Origin of the sequence: Roseomonas sp. OT10 (genome assembly GCF_020991085.1) — a bacterium.
Lineage (GTDB): Bacteria > Pseudomonadota > Alphaproteobacteria > Acetobacterales > Acetobacteraceae > Roseomonas > Roseomonas cutis.
This window is the reverse complement of the sequence record NZ_CP087719.1, coordinates 2101643-2117717: the sequence shown is the minus strand read 5'-3', so window position 1 is coordinate 2117717 and position 16075 is coordinate 2101643. Positions and strand designations below refer to the sequence as shown.

Annotated in this window: 15 protein-coding genes; 12 read left to right on the top strand and 3 right to left on the bottom strand. The window is 74.2% G+C overall.

Going from position 1 to position 16075, the window contains the following annotated elements:
- The first annotated feature begins 43 nt into the window (after positions 1 to 43).
- From LPC08_RS09795 to LPC08_RS09785, 3 genes are read left to right on the top strand one after another with little or no spacing between them, the layout of a single operon-like run.
- Complete coding sequence (locus tag LPC08_RS09795; protein ID WP_230452503.1) at positions 44 to 817, top strand: SDR family oxidoreductase; 774 nt, start codon at positions 44 to 46, stop codon at positions 815 to 817.
- Between the two features lie 18 nt (positions 818 to 835).
- Positions 836 to 1108 carry a hypothetical protein gene (locus LPC08_RS09790; protein WP_230452502.1) on the top strand — a complete coding sequence of 91 codons (273 nt, stop codon included), beginning with the start codon at positions 836 to 838 and terminating at the stop codon, positions 1106 to 1108.
- Between the two features lie 2 nt (positions 1109 to 1110).
- The gene (locus LPC08_RS09785; protein WP_230452501.1) at positions 1111 to 2301 is read left to right on the top strand and encodes a low temperature requirement protein A; all 1191 of its coding nucleotides are present in this window, start codon (positions 1111 to 1113) and stop codon (positions 2299 to 2301) included.
- Positions 2302 to 2365: 64 nt separating this feature from the next.
- On the opposite strand, the gene LPC08_RS09780 is transcribed toward LPC08_RS09785, so the two are convergent.
- Positions 2366 to 5071, bottom strand: coding sequence for a DUF2339 domain-containing protein (locus LPC08_RS09780; RefSeq protein WP_230452500.1), 2706 nt, complete (start codon positions 5069 to 5071; stop codon positions 2366 to 2368).
- A 186-nt stretch (positions 5072 to 5257) separates the two neighbouring features.
- Here LPC08_RS09780 and LPC08_RS09775 point away from each other — a divergent pair, with 186 nt between their 5' ends.
- From LPC08_RS09775 to LPC08_RS09750, 6 genes are all read left to right on the top strand, one after another.
- Complete coding sequence (locus LPC08_RS09775) at positions 5258 to 5944, top strand: 50S ribosomal protein L25/general stress protein Ctc (RefSeq protein WP_230452499.1); 687 nt, start codon at positions 5258 to 5260, stop codon at positions 5942 to 5944.
- Between the two features lie 21 nt (positions 5945 to 5965).
- The gene (gene pth / locus LPC08_RS09770) at positions 5966 to 6538 is read left to right on the top strand and encodes an aminoacyl-tRNA hydrolase (protein ID WP_230452498.1); all 573 of its coding nucleotides are present in this window, start codon (positions 5966 to 5968) and stop codon (positions 6536 to 6538) included.
- Positions 6539 to 6554: 16 nt separating this feature from the next.
- Positions 6555 to 7619, top strand: a complete 1065-nt coding sequence (locus tag LPC08_RS09765; protein ID WP_230452497.1) for an FUSC family protein — start codon at positions 6555 to 6557, stop codon at positions 7617 to 7619.
- A gap of 53 nt (positions 7620 to 7672) precedes the next feature.
- Positions 7673 to 8035 carry an arsenate reductase (glutaredoxin) gene (arsC, locus tag LPC08_RS09760; RefSeq protein ID WP_230452496.1) on the top strand — a complete coding sequence of 121 codons (363 nt, stop codon included), beginning with the start codon at positions 7673 to 7675 and terminating at the stop codon, positions 8033 to 8035.
- A gap of 211 nt (positions 8036 to 8246) precedes the next feature.
- A complete protein-coding gene (gene ychF / locus LPC08_RS09755) occupies positions 8247 to 9341 on the top strand; it encodes a redox-regulated ATPase YchF (protein ID WP_230452495.1) in 1095 nt (364 codons plus the stop codon).
- Positions 9342 to 9348: 7 nt separating this feature from the next.
- Positions 9349 to 10413, top strand: a complete 1065-nt coding sequence (locus tag LPC08_RS09750) for an AbrB family transcriptional regulator (protein ID WP_230452494.1) — start codon at positions 9349 to 9351, stop codon at positions 10411 to 10413.
- Positions 10414 to 10431: 18 nt separating this feature from the next.
- Here the strand turns inward: LPC08_RS09750 and LPC08_RS09745 are convergent, their stop codons facing one another.
- A complete protein-coding gene (locus LPC08_RS09745; protein ID WP_230452493.1) occupies positions 10432 to 11130 on the bottom strand; it encodes a GntR family transcriptional regulator in 699 nt (232 codons plus the stop codon).
- A gap of 272 nt (positions 11131 to 11402) precedes the next feature.
- On the opposite strand from LPC08_RS09745, the gene LPC08_RS09740 reads away from it, so the two are divergent.
- The 3 genes from LPC08_RS09740 to LPC08_RS09730 are packed head-to-tail and all read left to right on the top strand — an operon-like array spanning position 11403 to position 14591.
- A complete protein-coding gene (locus tag LPC08_RS09740) occupies positions 11403 to 12677 on the top strand; it encodes an acyclic terpene utilization AtuA family protein (RefSeq protein WP_230452492.1) in 1275 nt (424 codons plus the stop codon).
- Positions 12674 to 12994, top strand: a complete 321-nt coding sequence (locus LPC08_RS09735) for a DUF4387 domain-containing protein (RefSeq protein ID WP_230452491.1) — start codon at positions 12674 to 12676, stop codon at positions 12992 to 12994. The genes LPC08_RS09740 and LPC08_RS09735 overlap by 4 nt, the downstream gene beginning before the upstream one ends.
- Before the next feature lie 19 nt (positions 12995 to 13013).
- Positions 13014 to 14591: an ABC transporter substrate-binding protein gene (locus LPC08_RS09730; protein WP_230452490.1), complete on the top strand. Its 1578-nt coding sequence runs from the start codon at positions 13014 to 13016 to the stop codon at positions 14589 to 14591.
- Between the two features lie 19 nt (positions 14592 to 14610).
- On the opposite strand, the gene LPC08_RS09725 is transcribed toward LPC08_RS09730, so the two are convergent.
- A complete protein-coding gene (locus LPC08_RS09725; protein WP_230452489.1) occupies positions 14611 to 16056 on the bottom strand; it encodes an ATP-binding protein in 1446 nt (481 codons plus the stop codon).
- Between the last annotated feature and the right edge of the window lie 19 nt (positions 16057 to 16075).

Sequence of the window (16075 nt, the reverse complement as noted above, 5' to 3'; positions counted from 1 at the left end):
TCCACAGGCGGCACTCCTGCCGCGCCAAGGATGGAGAGCTGCCATGGCCAACCACGGCATCGCCGGGAAGACGGTCCTGATCGCCGGCGGTGCGAAGAACCTGGGCGGGCTGATCGCCCGCGACCTGGCGGGGCAGGGGGCGGCGGCCATCGCCATCCACTACAACAGCCCCGCGACCCGGGCGGCCGCCGAGGAGACGGCGGCGGCGGTACGTGCCACGGGCGCGCTGGCCGAGGCCTTCCAGGCCGACCTGACCAGCGCCGCGGCGATGGAGGGCCTCTTCGCCGAGGCCATCGCCGCCTTTGGCCGGCCTGACATCGCGATCAACACCGTGGGCAAGGTGCTGAAGAAGCCGATCGTGGAGATCACCGAGGCGGAGTACGACGCGATGTCGGCGGTGAACGCCAAGGCCGCCTTCCTGTTCCTGCAGCAGGCCGGCCGGCACGTGCAGGACAACGGCAAGGTGGTGACGCTGGTCACGTCGCTGCTGGGCGCCTTCACGCCCTTCTACGCCTCCTATGCCGGGACCAAGGCGGCGGTGGAACACTTCACCCGCGCCGCGGCGAAGGAGTTCGGCGCGCGCGGCATCTCCGTCAACGCCGTGGGCCCGGGGCCGATGGACACGCCCTTCTTCTACCCCGCCGAGGGGCCCGAGGCCGTCGCCTATCACCGTACCGCCGCGGCGCTCTCGCCCTTCAGCCCGACCGGGCTGACCGAGATCGGCGACGTGGTGCCCTTCATCCGCTTCCTGGTCTCCGACGGCTGGTGGATGACGGGGCAGACGGTGCTGATCAACGGCGGCTACACCACCAAGTAGGCGGGAGAGGCGGTGGGCATGCACACGCTGATGGTCATCGGGGGCGGCCTCGCGCTGCTCGTCGCCATGCTCCTCGCCGCTCGCCTGCTCGGCGGCGGCGACCCGGCCGCCCTGGCCCTGGCGGCGCGGATCTTCGTCCCGCTGTGGCTGGTGGCCGCGGCGGCGAATCTCTGGATCGGGGTCAGCCGCGCCGGCTACACGGTGATGCAGGAGCTGCCGATCATGCTGGTCGTCTTCGCGGTTCCCGCCGCCGTGGCAGCCCTGGCGGCCTGGCGGTTCGGCAGGGGATGAACATGCGGTCTTCCGGCGCGGCGGTGACCCAACCGCCCCTCCGCCATCGCGACGGCCATCATGCGCGGGTGACCTTCGAGGAGCTGTTCTTCGACCTGGTCTACGTCTTCGCCGTCACCCAGGTCTCGCACGGGCTGCTGCACCACCTGACCGGCGTCGGCGCCGTCGAGGCGCTGATCCTGTGGTTCGCCGTCTGGCTCGGCTGGCAGTACACCTGCTGGGCGACCAACTGGTTCGACCCGGAGACGCCCGCGATCCGCGGCCTGCTCTTCGCCACCATGCTGGCGGGGCTGCTGATGGCGGCCGCCCTGCCACAGGCCTTCGGCGAGCGGGGCCTGCTCTTCGCGCTGGCCTATGCGGCGATGCAGGTCGGGCGCACCGCCTTCCTCGTGTGGCAGCTCGGGCCCGGCCATCCGCTCTCGGCCAACTACCGGCGCATGCTGGGCTGGGTGTCGATCGCCGCCCTGTTCTGGATCGCGGGCGGGCTGGCGCCGGCGCCCTGGCGCCACCTGCCGTGGATCGTCGCCGTGCTGTGCGAATACGTCTCGCCCATGTTCGGCTTCGCCCTGCCGGGGATGGGCCGCTCCGAGACGCGCGACTGGACCATCGAGGGCGGGCACCTCGCCGAGCGCTGCCAGCTCTTCGTCATCGTGGCGCTGGGCGAGACGGTGCTGGTGACCGGCGCCACCCTCTCGGCCGAGGCGCAATGGGACGCGCCCGGGCTGATCGCCTTCCTCACCACCTTCCTCGGCAGCCTCGCCATGTGGTGGGTGTATTTCGGCACCAGCAGCAAGGACGGCAGCGCGGCCATCACCCGCTCCGCCGATCCCGGGCGGATGGGGGCCTATTTCCATTACGTCCACGCCATCCTGATCGCCGGCATCATCGTGACGGCGGTGGGCAACGACCTCGTCATCGCCCACCCCGATGGCCACATGACCGTCGCCGCGGCCGCGACGCTGATCGGCGGGCCGGCGCTCTACTTGCTCGGCGGCGCGCTCTACAAGCGCGTGGTCTACGGCGCTTGGCCAGCCTCCCACCTCGCCGGCATCGCGGCGCTGGCGGCGCTGCTGCCCTTCGCCTTCGCCACCGACCTGCTGATGATCGGCGGCCTCACCACCCTGGTCATGCTGGGCGTGGCCTTGTGGGAGACCCGGCGGGCCCGCCGGGGAACGCCCGCCCCGGCGCACTGATCCTCCCGGTCCGCCCCGCGACCATCATGGACGACGGGCCGGGACATCCTGCCAGCCGCATGGGCTACGCGGCCGGGGGTGCCTCGGCCTCCGCGCGCGGCAGCGCCCGCCGGTACACCGCCCCCAGCCCGATCAGCGCCAGGCCCAGCCCGAGGAAGGACAGCACGCGCCACAGCCCGCCCAGCTCCGCCATGTCCCAGAGGAACACCTTGACCACGGTCACCGCCAGCAGCCCCAGCCCGGCGAGGCGCAGCGCCGGTGCCCCCTGGCGCAGCCCCGCGAGCAGCGCCGCGGCACCCAGCACCACCCAGGCCCCCGTCCAGGCCCAGAGCTCCGCCGGCAGGATTGGGGAATCATCCAGCCCCAGCGCGTCGCCATGGAAGGCGTGGCGGATCGCCAGCGTCACCCAGGCCAGCGCGCCGAGCCCCCCCAGCCCCGCCAGCACCGGGCGCAGCCAGGACGGGCCCGCCGTCTCCGGCAGGCGCAGTGCCACGGCGGCGAGCAGCGCCGGCAGCAGGTAGGCGGGCAGCAGCGCGTTCAGCAGCGGGGTGGCGCCGACGGACTCGCCGGTGAACGAGGGGTTGCCGAGCAGCAGCCCGGCCAGCAGCAGCATCGCCGCGGCGCCCTGCAGCCGCCAGGCCCAGCGCAGCACGGGTCGGTCGCGCCACCGCGCCAGCCACAGCGTCAGCCCGGACAGCACGGCCAGCGCCGAGGTGTAGAGCGCCGTCTCGGCGAAGCCCGGCTCCGGCCCGGCCAGCACTCCGCCGGTCACGGCGTGGCGCAGCTCCAGCAGCACCAGCGCGGTGCCGAGCGCCAGCGCCCCGGCCTCCAGCACCGCCACGGCCAGGTCGTCGCCGCGCGCCCGCAACTCACGCGCCGCCACGACGAAGGCGAGCGCCGGCAGGCCATAGGCGGCGAGCAGCGCGTTCAGCCCCGGCGTCGCCCCGAAGGCGTAGTCCACTATCGCCGGGTTCAGCAGCAGCCGCACCAGCACCACCGCCGCCACCGCCAGCATCACGCCGCGCAGCGCCCGCAGCCCGCTGCGCCCCTCGATCCAGGCCAGCGCCGGCAGCAGCAGCGAGACGGCAAGGCTCAGCCAGTGCTCGCGCAGCAGCATGGCCAGCCCCAGCGACAGCGCCGCCACGGCACCCGCCGCATGCGCCCCGGCCGCGAGGCCGCGCCCCGCCCGGGCGGAGCGGGTGGCCGCGCCGGTCGAGAGGCCCGCGAGCCCCACCGCCGCCAGCGCCCAGCGGGCATCGACCGCGAAGCCACGGATTCGGAGGTAGGCGACCAGCAGGGTCAGCACCGGCACCGCCGCCGCCAGTGCCGCCCAGTGCAGCGGGTGCGGCCCCGGCCGCCCCTCGCGCCACAGCCCGGCGAGCAGGCAGAGCCCCGCCAGCCCCCCGGCCATGGCGAGGTAGGGGAGCAGTGCCTCCGGCAGCACCGGGCTGGACAGCACGGTCAGCACCGCCGCCTCGGCGGTGACCACCTCGTCCTTCAGGTTCCACTCCGGCAGCGCCCAGCCGAGCAGCAGGAGCAAGCCCAGCGCGGCGGCCAGCCAGGGCAGCCGGTCGAGCCGCGGCTCCGCCACCCCGCGCCACAGCGCCACCGGCAGGAGCAGCAGCACCGCCACCGCCGGGGGCAGCGAGGCGCCGTCCGCCGGCAGCGTCACCGCCGGCAGCAGCGCCGCCGCGCCCAGCGCCAGGAACGGCACCCAGGAGAGCCGCCGCCCGACCGGATGGTCCAGCGCGGCGCCCGGCAGCAGCCCGAGATGCAGCGCGGCCGCGGCGGGGACGAAGAGGGCCGGCGCCCAGGACTCCGGGGCCGCCGCCCCGGACCAGAGGCCGATCGCCGCCCAGCCCGCCCCCGCCACGGTCGCGGCCCAGCCCAGCCAGGCCCAGCCGGTGAAGCGCACCACCGCCATGGCCGCCGCCGTCACCGCCAGCAGGTAGGCGAAGAGGGCGGGCAGGGAGGGGTCCTCCGTCTGCACCAGCATCGGGGTGGCGAAGGCCCCGGCGAGGCCGATGGCCCCGACCACCGGCCCGAAGCGTAAGGCCAGGGCCAGCCCGGCGAAGGCGGCGGCAGCCATCGCGGCGAAACCCGCCACCGGCCCGAGCAGGTCGTAGAGCCCGGTGGCCGCGTAAGCCCCGGCGAAGAGGGCCGCGACCCCGCCCGCGGCCAAGGCGCCGGGCGCGTAGTCGGGCAGGGAGCCGGCGCGGGCCGGGCGGCGGCGCAGCGCCTCGGCGCCGCCGATCAGCAGCAGGCCCAGCAGCGCCGCCAGGGCGCAGCGTTCGGCCGGGCCGAGCCAGCCCTCCTCCAGCGCCGTGCGGACCAGGAAGATCGCGGCGAGGAGGAGCGCCGCCGCCCCCAGCCAGACCCCCCAGCGCAGGGTCAGCGCCTCCTCCAGCCCGGGGCGGCGCGGTCGGGTCGGCGGCGGGGCGGCATCCGCCGGGCGGCCGGCCATGGCCCCGTCGGGCGCGGCCGGGGCCGTCTCCGCCCTCGGCATTGCTGGCTCCGCCTCGGGCAGCGCTGGCGCAGCCTCGGGCAGCGGGTCCCAGGGACGCCACGGGCGGGCCGGCGGAGCACCGGACGAGCGGGAAGGGACCGTGGCCGCCAGGCTCGGGGACGCGGCCGGCCGGGCCCGCAGCGCCTCCACCTCCCGGCGCAGCGCCATGATCTCGCGCCTCGCGCGCCCCGCCCGGAAGAAGCCCAGCACGCCGAGAAGCCAGCCGCCCGCGACCATCAGGCCAAGAAGAACGAACTCATCCATGGCGGCGACCCTCGGCCGGCGGCGCGGCGGGGGTCAACCCGGGTTCGGACAGCCCGGCGCGGCAGGGGCGGCTCCGCCCCGCGTTTTCCCGGGTTGCGCCATGGGGACGCAGGGGGTAAGCCCCGCCCCGCGCTGGCACCCCTGGAGGCCGGCGCGATACCCATTTTCACGCGAGGAGTTACGGCAATGGTCCAGACCATCCGGATCGAGGCCGCGTCGCGCGAGCGGGCCGGTAAGGGGGCGGCACGCGCGACCCGGCGGGCAGGACAGGTTCCTGCCGTCATCTACGGCGCGAAGCAGGAGGCGACCCTGATCAGCCTCGACCCGCGCGTCGTGGTCAAGGAGCTGCAGAAGGGCGGCTGGCGCTCGCACCTCTACGAGGTGGCGGTCGAGGGCGCGGAGCCCGTGCGCACGCTGATGCGCGAGGTGCAGTTCCACCCCGTCACCGACCGGCCCATCCATGTGGACTTCCAGCGCCTCGCCCCGGGCCAGAAGATCCGCGTGCTGGTGCCCGTGCAGTTCCTGAACGAGGAGACCTCGCCCGGCCTCAAGGCCGGCGGCGTGCTGAACCTCGTCCGCCGTGAGCTGGAGGTGCTCTCGGACCCGGACAACGTGCCGGAGGCCTTCGTGCTCGACCTGGGCGCCGCCGAGATCGGCGACACGCTGCGCTGGTCGGCCGTGCAGGACCACTTCGGCACCGAGGCGACGCTGGGCCGCGACTTCGTCGTCGCCACCGTGGCGCCGCCGACCGTCGAGGCCGAGCTGTCGGCCGAGCCGCCGCCGCCGCCCGAGGCGACCAAGCAGAAGGCCCCGGCCGGCAAGGGCGGCGCGGCCCCGGCCGCCCCGGCCAAGAAGGCCGGCGGCAAGAAGTAAGCCGCCGACGGAGCCGGTGCGATGCTGCTGTGGGTGGGCCTGGGCAATCCGGGCCGGGAACACGCGCGGCAGCGCCACAACATCGGCTTCATGGCGCTCGACGCCATCGCGCGCCGCCACGGCTTCGGGCCGTGGCGGTCGCGCTTCAAGGGCGAGGTCGCGGACGGCGCGATCGGCCGGCAGCGCATCACGCTGCTGAAGCCGCAGACCTACATGAACGACAGCGGTTCCTCCGTGCAGCCGGCGGCCGCCTTCCACAAGATCCCGCCCGGCGACGTCTGGGCTTTCCATGACGAGCTCGACCTCGCCCCGGGCAAGGTGCGGGTGAAGAAGGGCGACGGCGCCGCCGGGCACAACGGCCTGCGCGACATGCAGCGTGCCTTCGGCAGCCCGGATTTCTGGCGCGTGCGCCTCGGCATCGGGCATCCCGGCCAGAAGGAGCGGGTGCATGGCCACGTGCTGGGCGACTTCGCCAAGGTGGATACCTGGGTGGCCCCGCTGCTCGATGCGGTGGCCGACGCGGCGCCGCTGCTGGCCGATGGGAAGCCCGAGGACTTCATGACCCGCGTGGCGCTGCTGACCCAGGCGCCCTGAGCATGGGGCGCGCGGCGTGACCCGGCTGCTGGGCTTCGCCTGCCGGGCACGGCAGCGCTGGGCCCTGGCCTGGCCGGGGGTGCTGCAGGCGTGCCTCGCCGCCGCCGTGGCCTGGGTGCTGGCGCAGCACGTCATGGGCTCCACCCACCCCGTCTTCGCCCCCATCGCGGCGCTGGTCTGTCTCTCGCCGGGCGTCGCCAGCCGTGGCCGGCAGGCGGTGCTGATGATGCTGGGCGCGGTGATCGGCGTCGTGGTCGGCCTCGCCCTGCTGCTGCTGGTACCGCCGGTCACGCCGGGCATCTTCCTCGTCACCGGCCTGACCATGATGGCGACGGCCGCCTTCGATATCAGCGCGGTGGCCCTGATCCAGGCCGGGGCCTCCGCCATCCTGGTCGCCGCCTCCGGGCAGCCGGGGATCGGGCCGGAACGCGTGGGGGACGCGGCCATCGGCGCCGCCGTCGGCCTGCTGGTCAGCCAGGTGCTGCTCACCCCCGATCCGGTGGCGCTGATCCGGGCCGAGGCGCGCGGGCTGCTGCGCGAATCCGGCGCGGGCCTGGCCGCCGCCGCCCGCGCCTTGCCGGCAGCGGACCAGGTCGCGATGGCCGAGGCGCTGGCGCGCTTCCACGCCGCCAACCAGCGCCTGATCGCCCTGTCCGCGGCCGTGGACAGCGCCAGGGGCGGGATGCGGCGCTGGACCCTGCGCGGCCGGCTGGCGGCGGAGGCGGTGGAACGGGAGGCGGCGCGCTACGACCATCTCGCCGCGCGGATCGGGGCGGGGGTGCTCCTGCTCGGCGAGGCGCTGCATGCGCGGCTGGGGCCTTCGCCACCGCCGCCGCTGGTGGCGCGCCTCGCCTGGCTGGCGCGTCGGGCCGAGGCGCTGAGCCAGGGCCGGACCGAGACCTCGCCCTGGCCGGATGGCGGCATGGCGGCGGCGCCCTGGACCGTGCCGGCCGCGCTGGTCCAGGACCTGCGCGGCACCCTGGACGAGCTGGCGCCGCGGATCGCGGAGATCGCGGCGGAGCGGGAGGCCGCCCGGCCCGGGGGCGGCGTGTCCGGCGGAGGCAGGTCCGGAAGCGGTTGACCGCGACGCCGCGCCGGCGCATCGCCGGGGCGAGGCAGGAGAGGGCAGCAGCCGTGGCGGAATGGAGCATCTGGCACAATCCGCGCTGCGGCACCTCTCGCACCGCGCTCGCGCTGCTGCGCGAGGCGGGGATCGAGCCGCAGGTCATCGAGTACCTGAAGACCCCGCCGGACCGGCGGGCCATCGCAGACGCCTGCGCGAGTCTGGGCATCGCCCCCTCCGCCCTGCTGCGCCGCAAGGAGCCGCTCGCGTCGGAGCTCGGGCTGCTGGGCGGGGCGGTGAGCGAAGCGGCGGTGCTGGAGGCGATGGCCGCGCATCCGCTGCTGATCGAGCGGCCGGTGGTGTTCGGCCCGGCCGGCGCCCGGCTGGGGCGGCCGGCCGAGCGGGTGCGGGAGCTGTTGCCGGCCGGGGGCTGACCGGGCCGGCGGGCGCGGATCGCGGCGCATCCCGTCCGGTTGGGGCCGCCCTGCGCCCGGACAGGCTTGGCGCGGCGCCGTCCCCGGGCGTATGGGCTGGCGCGCAATCGTCGCGCGTCCCGCACCGGCCCGAAGGGGATGACGGGCGCGCCCCGGGTCATCCCCCCTTCCGAAGCGGGGGCGTATGGCCCCGCCGGGATGGAGTGAGGACGTGGGGTTCAACTGCGGCATCGTCGGGCTGCCCAATGTGGGCAAGTCCACCCTGTTCAACGCGCTGACGCAGACCGCGGCGGCCCAGGCGGCGAACTATCCCTTCTGCACCATCGAGCCGAATGTCGGCCGCGTCGCGGTGCCCGACCCGCGGCTGGACGCGCTGACGCGCATCGGCAAGAGCCAGAAGACCGTGCCCACCAGCCTGGAGTTCGTGGACATCGCGGGCCTGGTGCGCGGCGCCTCGCGCGGGGAGGGGCTGGGCAACCAGTTCCTCGCCAACATCCGCGAGGTGGACGCCATCGTCCACGTCCTGCGCTGCTTCGAGGATGGCGACATCACCCATGTCGAGGGCAGCGTGGACCCGATCCGCGACGCCGAGACGGTGGAGACGGAGCTGATGCTCGCCGATCTCGACAGCCTGGAGAAGCGGCTGCCGGCGACGCAGAAGAAGGCCAAGGGCGGCGACAAGGAGAGCGCGGCCCTGGTCGCGCTGATGGAGCCGCTGATCGCGGCGCTCCAGGCCGGCCAGCCCGCGCGCACGGCGGTGCCGAAAGGCGAGGAGGCCGCCGCCGCGCGGCTCCAGCTCATGACCACCAAGCCGGTGCTCTATGTCTGCAACGTCGAGGAGGGCGCGGCCGCCACCGGCAACGCGCATTCCGCCCGGGTCTTCGAGCGCGCCGCCGCCGAGGGGGCGAAGGCCGTCGTCGTCTCCGCCGCGATCGAGGCGGAGATCAGCCAGATGGGCGCCGAGGACCGCAAGGAGTTCCTCGACAGCCTCGGGCTGGAGGATAGCGGCCTGGATCGCATCATCCGCGCCGGCTACGCGCTGCTGGGCCTGATCACCTACTTCACCGTGGGGCCGAAGGAGGCCCGCGCCTGGACGATCACGAAGGGCACCAAGGCGCCGCAGGCCGCGGCCGTGATCCACAACGACTTCGAGCGCGGCTTCATCGCGGCCGAGACCGTCGCCTATGACGACTACGTCGCGCTGGGCGGCGAGCAGGGCGCGAAGGAGGCGGGGAAGATGCGGATCGAGGGCAAGGAGTACGTCGTGAAGGACGGCGACATCTTGCTCTTCCGCTTCAACGTCTGAGCGCGGGGTGCCGCTGCCCCGGCTTCGTCTCCCCGACCGGCAGAGGCTGGGCCGCTTCGCCCTCGGCTACGGGCTCGCCCTGCTGGGCGGCTCGACGTTCTTCCTGCTCGGCACGCCGCTGCCCTGGATGCTGGGGGCGCTGACCGCCGTCGCGGCGGGAAGCCTGGCGGGGCTGCCCGTCGATGCCTCGCGCACGCTGCGCAACCTGGGCGCGCTGGTGCTCGGCTGCGCCCTCGGCCTCTACTTCACGCCGCAGGCGGCGGCCCGCATCCTGGCCGACTGGCCGCTGATCCTCCTCGCCGCCCTGTCCACCCTGGCGGTCGGGCTCGCCCTGTCGCCGCTGCTCGCGCATCTCGCGCGCACCGACCGGCGCAGCGCCTTCTTCGCCTCCATGCCGGGCGGCGTCGCGGAGATGGCGCTGCTGGCGGAATCCTACGGCGCCAAGCCCGCCTTCGTCGCCGTGCTCCAGCTCCTGCGCATCGTGGGCGTCGTCGTGCTGGTGCCGGCCGCGATCGCCGTGCTGGGCGGCATCAGCCGCGTGCCGTCCGAACGCGCGCTGCTGCCGTGGAACGTCCCCGGCCTGCTGCTGCTGATCGCCCTGGGGGGCGTGGGCACCTTCGTCCTGACGAAGCTGCGCATCCGCAACACCTGGGTGCTGGGCGGGCTCGCGGTGGGGGTGGGCTTCACCACCATGGGGGTGACGCTCTCCGGCGTGCCGCCCTGGCTGGTCGCGACGGCGCAGGTGGTGATGGGCGCGCAGCTCGGCACCCAGTTCGAGCGCGCGACCTTCATCGGCGGGCGGCGCCTGCTCTCGGTCGCGGCGCTGCACGTCGCGCTGCTGACCATCGGCTGCTCGCTGATCGGGCTGGCCATCGCCTGGGGCACGGGTGCCTCGCCCGCGACGATGGTGCTGGCGACCGCGCCGGGCGGCATCGCGGAGATGTCGGTCACCGCCAAGACCATGGCGCTGGACGTGGCGGTGGTGGTGGCCTTCCACCTGGTGCGGATCGCCGTGACGGCGGTGCTGGTGCAGCCCGTCTCGTGGCTGTGGCGGAAGTGGGGGTGGATGTAGCGCCGGGCCGGAGGAGGCTCAGCGCCCCTCCGGGCAACCGGGGCCGAGGCTCCGCTCGAAGGCCTGCCGGGAGGCGGCGACGTGCCGCTGCATCAGCAGCGCGGCCAGCTCTCCGTCCCTGGCGGCCAGGGCCTCCAGGATGCGACGGTGCTCGCCGTGGGCGACGGCGGCGCGCTGCGCGGCCGCGCCGGGGCGCAGGCGGTACAGCCGGGTGAACTGATGGATGCCGCCGGCCAGCATGCCGAGCAGCACGCGGTTGCCGCTGATTTCCAGGATCCGCATGTGGAAGGCGCCCATCCCCTCGGGCCGGCCCGGCGGGTCGCCCTCGTACTGGGAAAGGGCGCCGGCCTCCGCGTCCAGCAGCGTCGACAGCCCGGCGAGATCCTCCGCCGTCGCGCGCTCGGCGGCGCGGCGGCAGGCATGGGGCTCCAGCACCTCGCGCACCTCGAACAGGTCGCGCACCACCGCCGCCGAGAGCTCCGACACCCGCACCCCGGCGAAGGGGGAGCGCACGAGGAGCTGCCGCTCCTCCAGCCGGCGCAGCGCCTCGCGGACCGGGGCGCGGCTGACGCCGTAGCGCTGCGCCAGCTCTGCCTCGGTCAGGCGGGAACCGGCCGGCAGCTCCCCCTGGACGATGGCGCGCCCCAGCTCCTCGAACAGGTGGTCGGCGCTGGTGGGGATGGCGGAGGGGGCAGGGGAGCCGGATGTGTCGACCAAGCCTGTCTCCATGGCCGGGGGCCTGGCTGCTTAACCCAGGCCCGGCGAGGCCCGTCAAGCCGGGGGCGGGGCCATCCTCCGGTCGCCGAAAGCATATTGTCGACCATCACTCGGAGCAGCTAGCATTCAGGCCCAGGTTCGAGTGGGAATCCGCCTTGATCGTCGACCATTCTGCCGGATCCGAAACACGGGTTCTCTGTGCCACGGCCGGGATCGGCGCCGGGCTCCACCTCCCCTCCTATGAAGCCGGCCTGGCCCTGGACCCGCATGTCGTGGCCGCCGATGCCGGCACGACCGATGCGGGCCCCTATGCCCTGGGCTCCGGCGAATGTGCCTTCGCCCGGGAGGCCGTGGCGTCGGACCTCGAGGCCATCATCCTCGGCGCCAGGGCGCGGGGCATTCCCGTGCTGATCGGCTCCTGCGGCACGGCTGGGGCGGACATCCAGGTCGACTGGTGCCTCGACATCGTCCGCGAGATCGCCGGACGCCACCGGACGCCCCTGCGCGTCGCGCTGGTCTATGCGGAGCAACCGAAGTCCCGGCTGGCGGCGCAGCTCGCCCTCGGCCAGATCAGGCCCCTCGATCCCGCGCCGCCCTTCGACGCGGGCACGATCGACCGGGCGGACCGGATCGTCGGCATGATGGGCATCGAGCCGCTGCAGGCCGCCCTGGCGGAGAAGCCGGACGTGGTGCTGGCCGGCCGTTGCAGCGATTCCGCCCTCTTCGCCGCCGTGCCGGTGCTGCACGGCCGTCCCGCCGGCCTATCCTGGCACATGGGCAAGGTGATCGAGTGCGGGCCGCTGGCCTGCGTCACCAAGGGGCCGGGGGTGATGCTGGGGGTGGTCCGGGACGATCACGCGATCATCCGCCCGATCGGCCCGAACCTGGCCTGCACGCCCCAGAGCATCGCCGCGCACAGCCTCTACGAGAACGGCGATCCCTGGCTGCACCGCGAATGCTCGGGCACGCTGGACATCACCGATGCCGTCTTCACCCAGGAGGATGCCACCAGCGTCCGCATCACCGGCAGCCGCTTCATCCCCGCCAGCCCGAAGACGGTGAAGCTGGAAGGGGCGGAACCGCTGGGCCACCAGACCCTGATGATCGGCGGCATCCGCGACCCCTTCCTGCTCGACATGCTGGACGAATGGCTCGCCGGGGTCCGGCGGGCCACGGAGAAGGCCGCGGCCGACCTGCTGGCGGACCGCCTGCGGCCGGGGGAGTGGCGCATGGATCTTCACCTCTATGGCCGCGACGCGGTGATGGGCGCGCAGGAGCGCGACCCGCGCCGCCCGCACGAGGTCGGGGTGGTGGCGACCTTCACCGCCCCGACCCAGGCCCTGGCCACCAAGCTGGCCCAGCTCGCGCGGCAGCCCTTCCTGCACAATCCCATCCCGAAATGGCGGGGGGCGATCACCACCATCGCCTACCTGCTGAACCCCGCGCATGTGGAGCGCGGCCCCGTCTGGCGCTTCTGCGCGAACCACGTCGTGGAGGTCGAGGACCCGATGGAGCTGTTCCGACTCAGGACGGTGCAGGTCGGATGAGGAACAGCCCCGTCCCGCTGCACGCGCTCGCCAGCCTGATCCGCAGCAAGAACGCCGGACCCTTCGTCCTCACCTTCGACATCATGTTCGACACGCCCGCCGCCTATGAGCGGGTGAAGCGGTCGGGGGCGCTGGATGCCGCCGTCTTCGCCAGCCGCTTCGGCTGCGCGCCGGAGACGGTCGCGTTCTACGTCTGCGACAACGCGCTGGCCTTCAAGATCAGCGTGCCGCGCCCGCGGCCGCAGGGCGATCCGGCCGATGCCGACCTGCATGGCGGGCAGCAGTTCGCCCCGCTGCTCGACATCGAGATTCCCTGACAGACACGGAGCCGTCGCCATGCGCCCCCGCTTCCGCACGCTTCTCCTCGCGGCCGGCGCATGGGCCGCCGTGCCGCCGGCCGCCCCCGCGCAGACGCTGACCATCGGCGCCGGGGCGGCGGTGACCAGCATGGATCCGCACTTCCACAACCTTGTCCCGAACATCGCGGTGGCCCAGCACGTCTTCGAGGGGCTGACGCGGATGGACGCCAAGGCCCGCATACAGCCCAGCCTGGCCACCGCCTGGCGTGCCGTCGCGCCCGATACCTGGGAGTTCGACCTGCGCGAGGGGGTCAGCTTCCAGAACGGCCGCCCCTTCACGGCCGAGGACGTGGCCTTCACCCTGGGTCGCGCCCCGGAGGTGCCGAACAGCCCCAGCTCCTTCCGCATCTTCACGCGCGCGGTGAAGGGGGTGGAGGTGGTCGGGCCGTACCGTGTCCGGCTGCGCACGGATGGCCCCTATCCCCTCCTGGCTTCGGACCTGACGCAGGTCGTCATGCTGGATGCGGAGACGCACCGGGGTGCCGCCACGGAGCAGTTCAACGGCGGCCAGGTGACCTTCGGGACGGGCCCCTACCGCTTCGTCCGCTTCGTGCCGAACGACCGGATCGAATACGTCCGCAACGAGGCCTACTGGGGCGGGGCCGAGCCCTGGGCGCGGGTGACCTACCGCCTGATCGTCAACGCCGCCGCCAGGACCGCCGCCCTGCTCTCGGGCGACGTGCAGGTGATCGACCAGGTCTCCACCGCCGATCTCGGCCGCATCCGCGCCGAGCCGGGGCTGGAGGTCAGCGAGGCGGTGAGCCTGCGCCTCATCTTCCTGGCGATGGACCAGTGGCGCGACGGGCCGACCCCCTTCGTCGCCGATGCGGCCGGCCAGCCCCTGCCGCACAACCCGCTGCGCGATGCCCGCGTGCGCAGGGCCTTGTCCATTGCGCTGTCGCGCGACGCCATCGCGGGGCGGGTGATGGAGGGCGCCGCGATCCCCGCCGGCCAGCTCCTGCCCGAAGGGGCCTTCGGCTACGTCCCGAACCTCGGCCCTCCCGCCTTCGATCAGGCGGGGGCACGCCGGCTGCTGGCCGAGGCCGGCTACCCGAACGGCTTCCGTCTGACCCTGCACGGCCCGAACGACCGCTACGTCAACGACGAGAAGGTGCTGCAGGCCGTGGCCCAGATGTGGACCCGGATCGGCGTGCAGACGCAGGTGGCGGCCCTGCCCTTCGCCAACTTCTCGCCCCGCTCCGCGAAGCTGGAGTTCAGCGCCTATCTCGGCGGCTGGGGCAGCAACACCGGCGAGGCATCCTCGCCGCTGCGCTCCCTGGTGGGCAGCTTCAGCACGGAGCGCGGCTGGGGCGCCTCGAACCGCGGACGGTACAGCAATCCGGCCGTCGACTCCCTGCTGACCGCGGCGCTGGCGGAGGTCGACGACCCGAAGCGCGAGGCGCTGCTGCAACAGGCCACGCGCGTCGCCATGGAGGACGTCTCGCTGATCCCGGTGCACATCCAGAAGGGGCTCTGGGCGCACCGGCGGGACATCGCCTATGCGCCGCGGGCCGACGAGATGACACGCGCGATGGACGCGAGGCCGGCCCCCTGAACGGATCCCGGGGCGCGCGTCACACCGGCAGCCGCACCCGGGCGCGCAACCCGCCCAGCGGGCCGTCCTCCAGCAGGATGTCGCCGCCATGCGACCGCGCGATGTCGCGCGCGATCGCCAGTCCCAGCCCGGTCCCCTTGGCGTCGAGCGTCGCGAAGGGGCGGAAGGCCTCCTCCCGCGCCTCGGCCGGGATGCCGGGGCCGTCATCGTCCACCGTCACCTGCGCCCAGTCGTTTTCCGACTGCGCCACCGTCACGGTGATCCGCCCCGCATGCTTGCGCGCGTTGTCGAGCAGGTTGCCCAGGCAGCGGCGCAGCGCGTCGACCCGCATCGGCAGCACCAGCTCCTCCGGCGCGTGCAGCGCCACCGCCGCCCCGTCGCGCCGTGCCTTCCCCACCAGCCCCCGCACCAGCGCCACCAGATCCGCCGGCTCCGCCTTGCCCGTGCCCTCGCCGCGGGCGAAGGAGAGGTAGCCGGCGACCATCCGCTCCATCTCCTCCACGTCCTGGGTCAGCTCCGCGATGTCCTGCTCCGCCCCCTGGGAGGGCAGCATGGCCAGGCCGAGGCGCATGCGGGTGAGGGGGGTGCGAAGGTCGTGGCTGATGCCGGCCAGCATCTCCGTGCGCTGGGTGACGAAGCGCCGGATGCGCGCCTGCATCTGGTTGAAGGCGGTGGCGGCCTGGCGCACCTCGATGGCACCTTCCGGCTTGATCGGGCCGATGTCGCGGCCGATGCCGAAGGCCTCCGCGGCGCCGGCCAGCCGCCGCAGCGCGCGCACCTGGTTCTTCATGAATAGCGCGGCGATGACGAAGAGCAGCAGCGAGGCGCCGACCAGCCAGATGACGAAGAGGTAGAGCGTGCCGGTGAAGAGACGCTTCCTCGGCGCCTCGACATGCAGCACCCCATCGGGAAGCTGCACCCGCACGATCACGCTGCGCGGGTCGGACTGCCAGTCGGAGTCGAAGGGCAGGCGCAGCCGCTCGCGCAGCGAGCGCTCCAGATCCTCCTCCAGCGGCAGCAGCGGCAGGGAGGCGGCGCGCGGCGTGTCGGGCGGCGGCAGCACCGCCCCTGGCTCGAAGGCCATGGCGAGGTCGAGCCGCCAGGAGGATTCGCGGAACAGCCAGCGCCGTGTCTCCTCCTCCGGCGCGCGCTTCAGGACCTCCGTCACCATGGCGATCTCGCCGGCCATGCCGTCCGACAGGCGGCGGGAGATGACGCCCAGATGCGTGCCGTAGAACAGCTGCAGCGCGATCCCCTGCAGCACCAGCATCGGCACCAGGATCAGCAGCAGCGACCGGCCCAGCAGGCCGCGCGGCACCAGCCAGCGGATCAGCCGCCCGCCCCCGAGCGGCCCGCGGCGCCGGCGGCGGCCGAGCGGGCCGGAGGCCTCGCGCGTCCGAGGCGCCGGGCCCCCGGGCAGCCCGCCGGCCAGGGGGGCCTCCGTCGTCTCGCCCACGGCGCTCATCCGCGTCCTCCCCGGCGAG

What these genes read in the sequence shown, in the direction of transcription:
- LPC08_RS09795 (WP_230452503.1), top strand. Translation starts at nt 44, where the DNA reads ATGGCCAACCACGGCATCGCCGGGAAGACGGTCCTGATCGCCGGCGGT.
- LPC08_RS09790 (WP_230452502.1), top strand. Translation starts at nt 836, where the DNA reads ATGCACACGCTGATGGTCATCGGGGGCGGCCTCGCGCTGCTCGTCGCC.
- LPC08_RS09785 (WP_230452501.1), top strand. Translation starts at nt 1,111, where the DNA reads ATGCGGTCTTCCGGCGCGGCGGTGACCCAACCGCCCCTCCGCCATCGC.
- LPC08_RS09780 (WP_230452500.1), bottom strand. Translation starts at nt 5,071, where the DNA reads ATGGATGAGTTCGTTCTTCTTGGCCTGATGGTCGCGGGCGGCTGGCTT.
- LPC08_RS09775 (WP_230452499.1), top strand. Translation starts at nt 5,258, where the DNA reads ATGGTCCAGACCATCCGGATCGAGGCCGCGTCGCGCGAGCGGGCCGGT.
- pth (WP_230452498.1), top strand. Translation starts at nt 5,966, where the DNA reads ATGCTGCTGTGGGTGGGCCTGGGCAATCCGGGCCGGGAACACGCGCGG.
- LPC08_RS09735 (WP_230452491.1), top strand. Translation starts at nt 12,674, where the DNA reads ATGAGGAACAGCCCCGTCCCGCTGCACGCGCTCGCCAGCCTGATCCGC.
- LPC08_RS09730 (WP_230452490.1), top strand. Translation starts at nt 13,014, where the DNA reads ATGCGCCCCCGCTTCCGCACGCTTCTCCTCGCGGCCGGCGCATGGGCC.
- LPC08_RS09725 (WP_230452489.1), bottom strand. Translation starts at nt 16,056, where the DNA reads ATGAGCGCCGTGGGCGAGACGACGGAGGCCCCCCTGGCCGGCGGGCTG.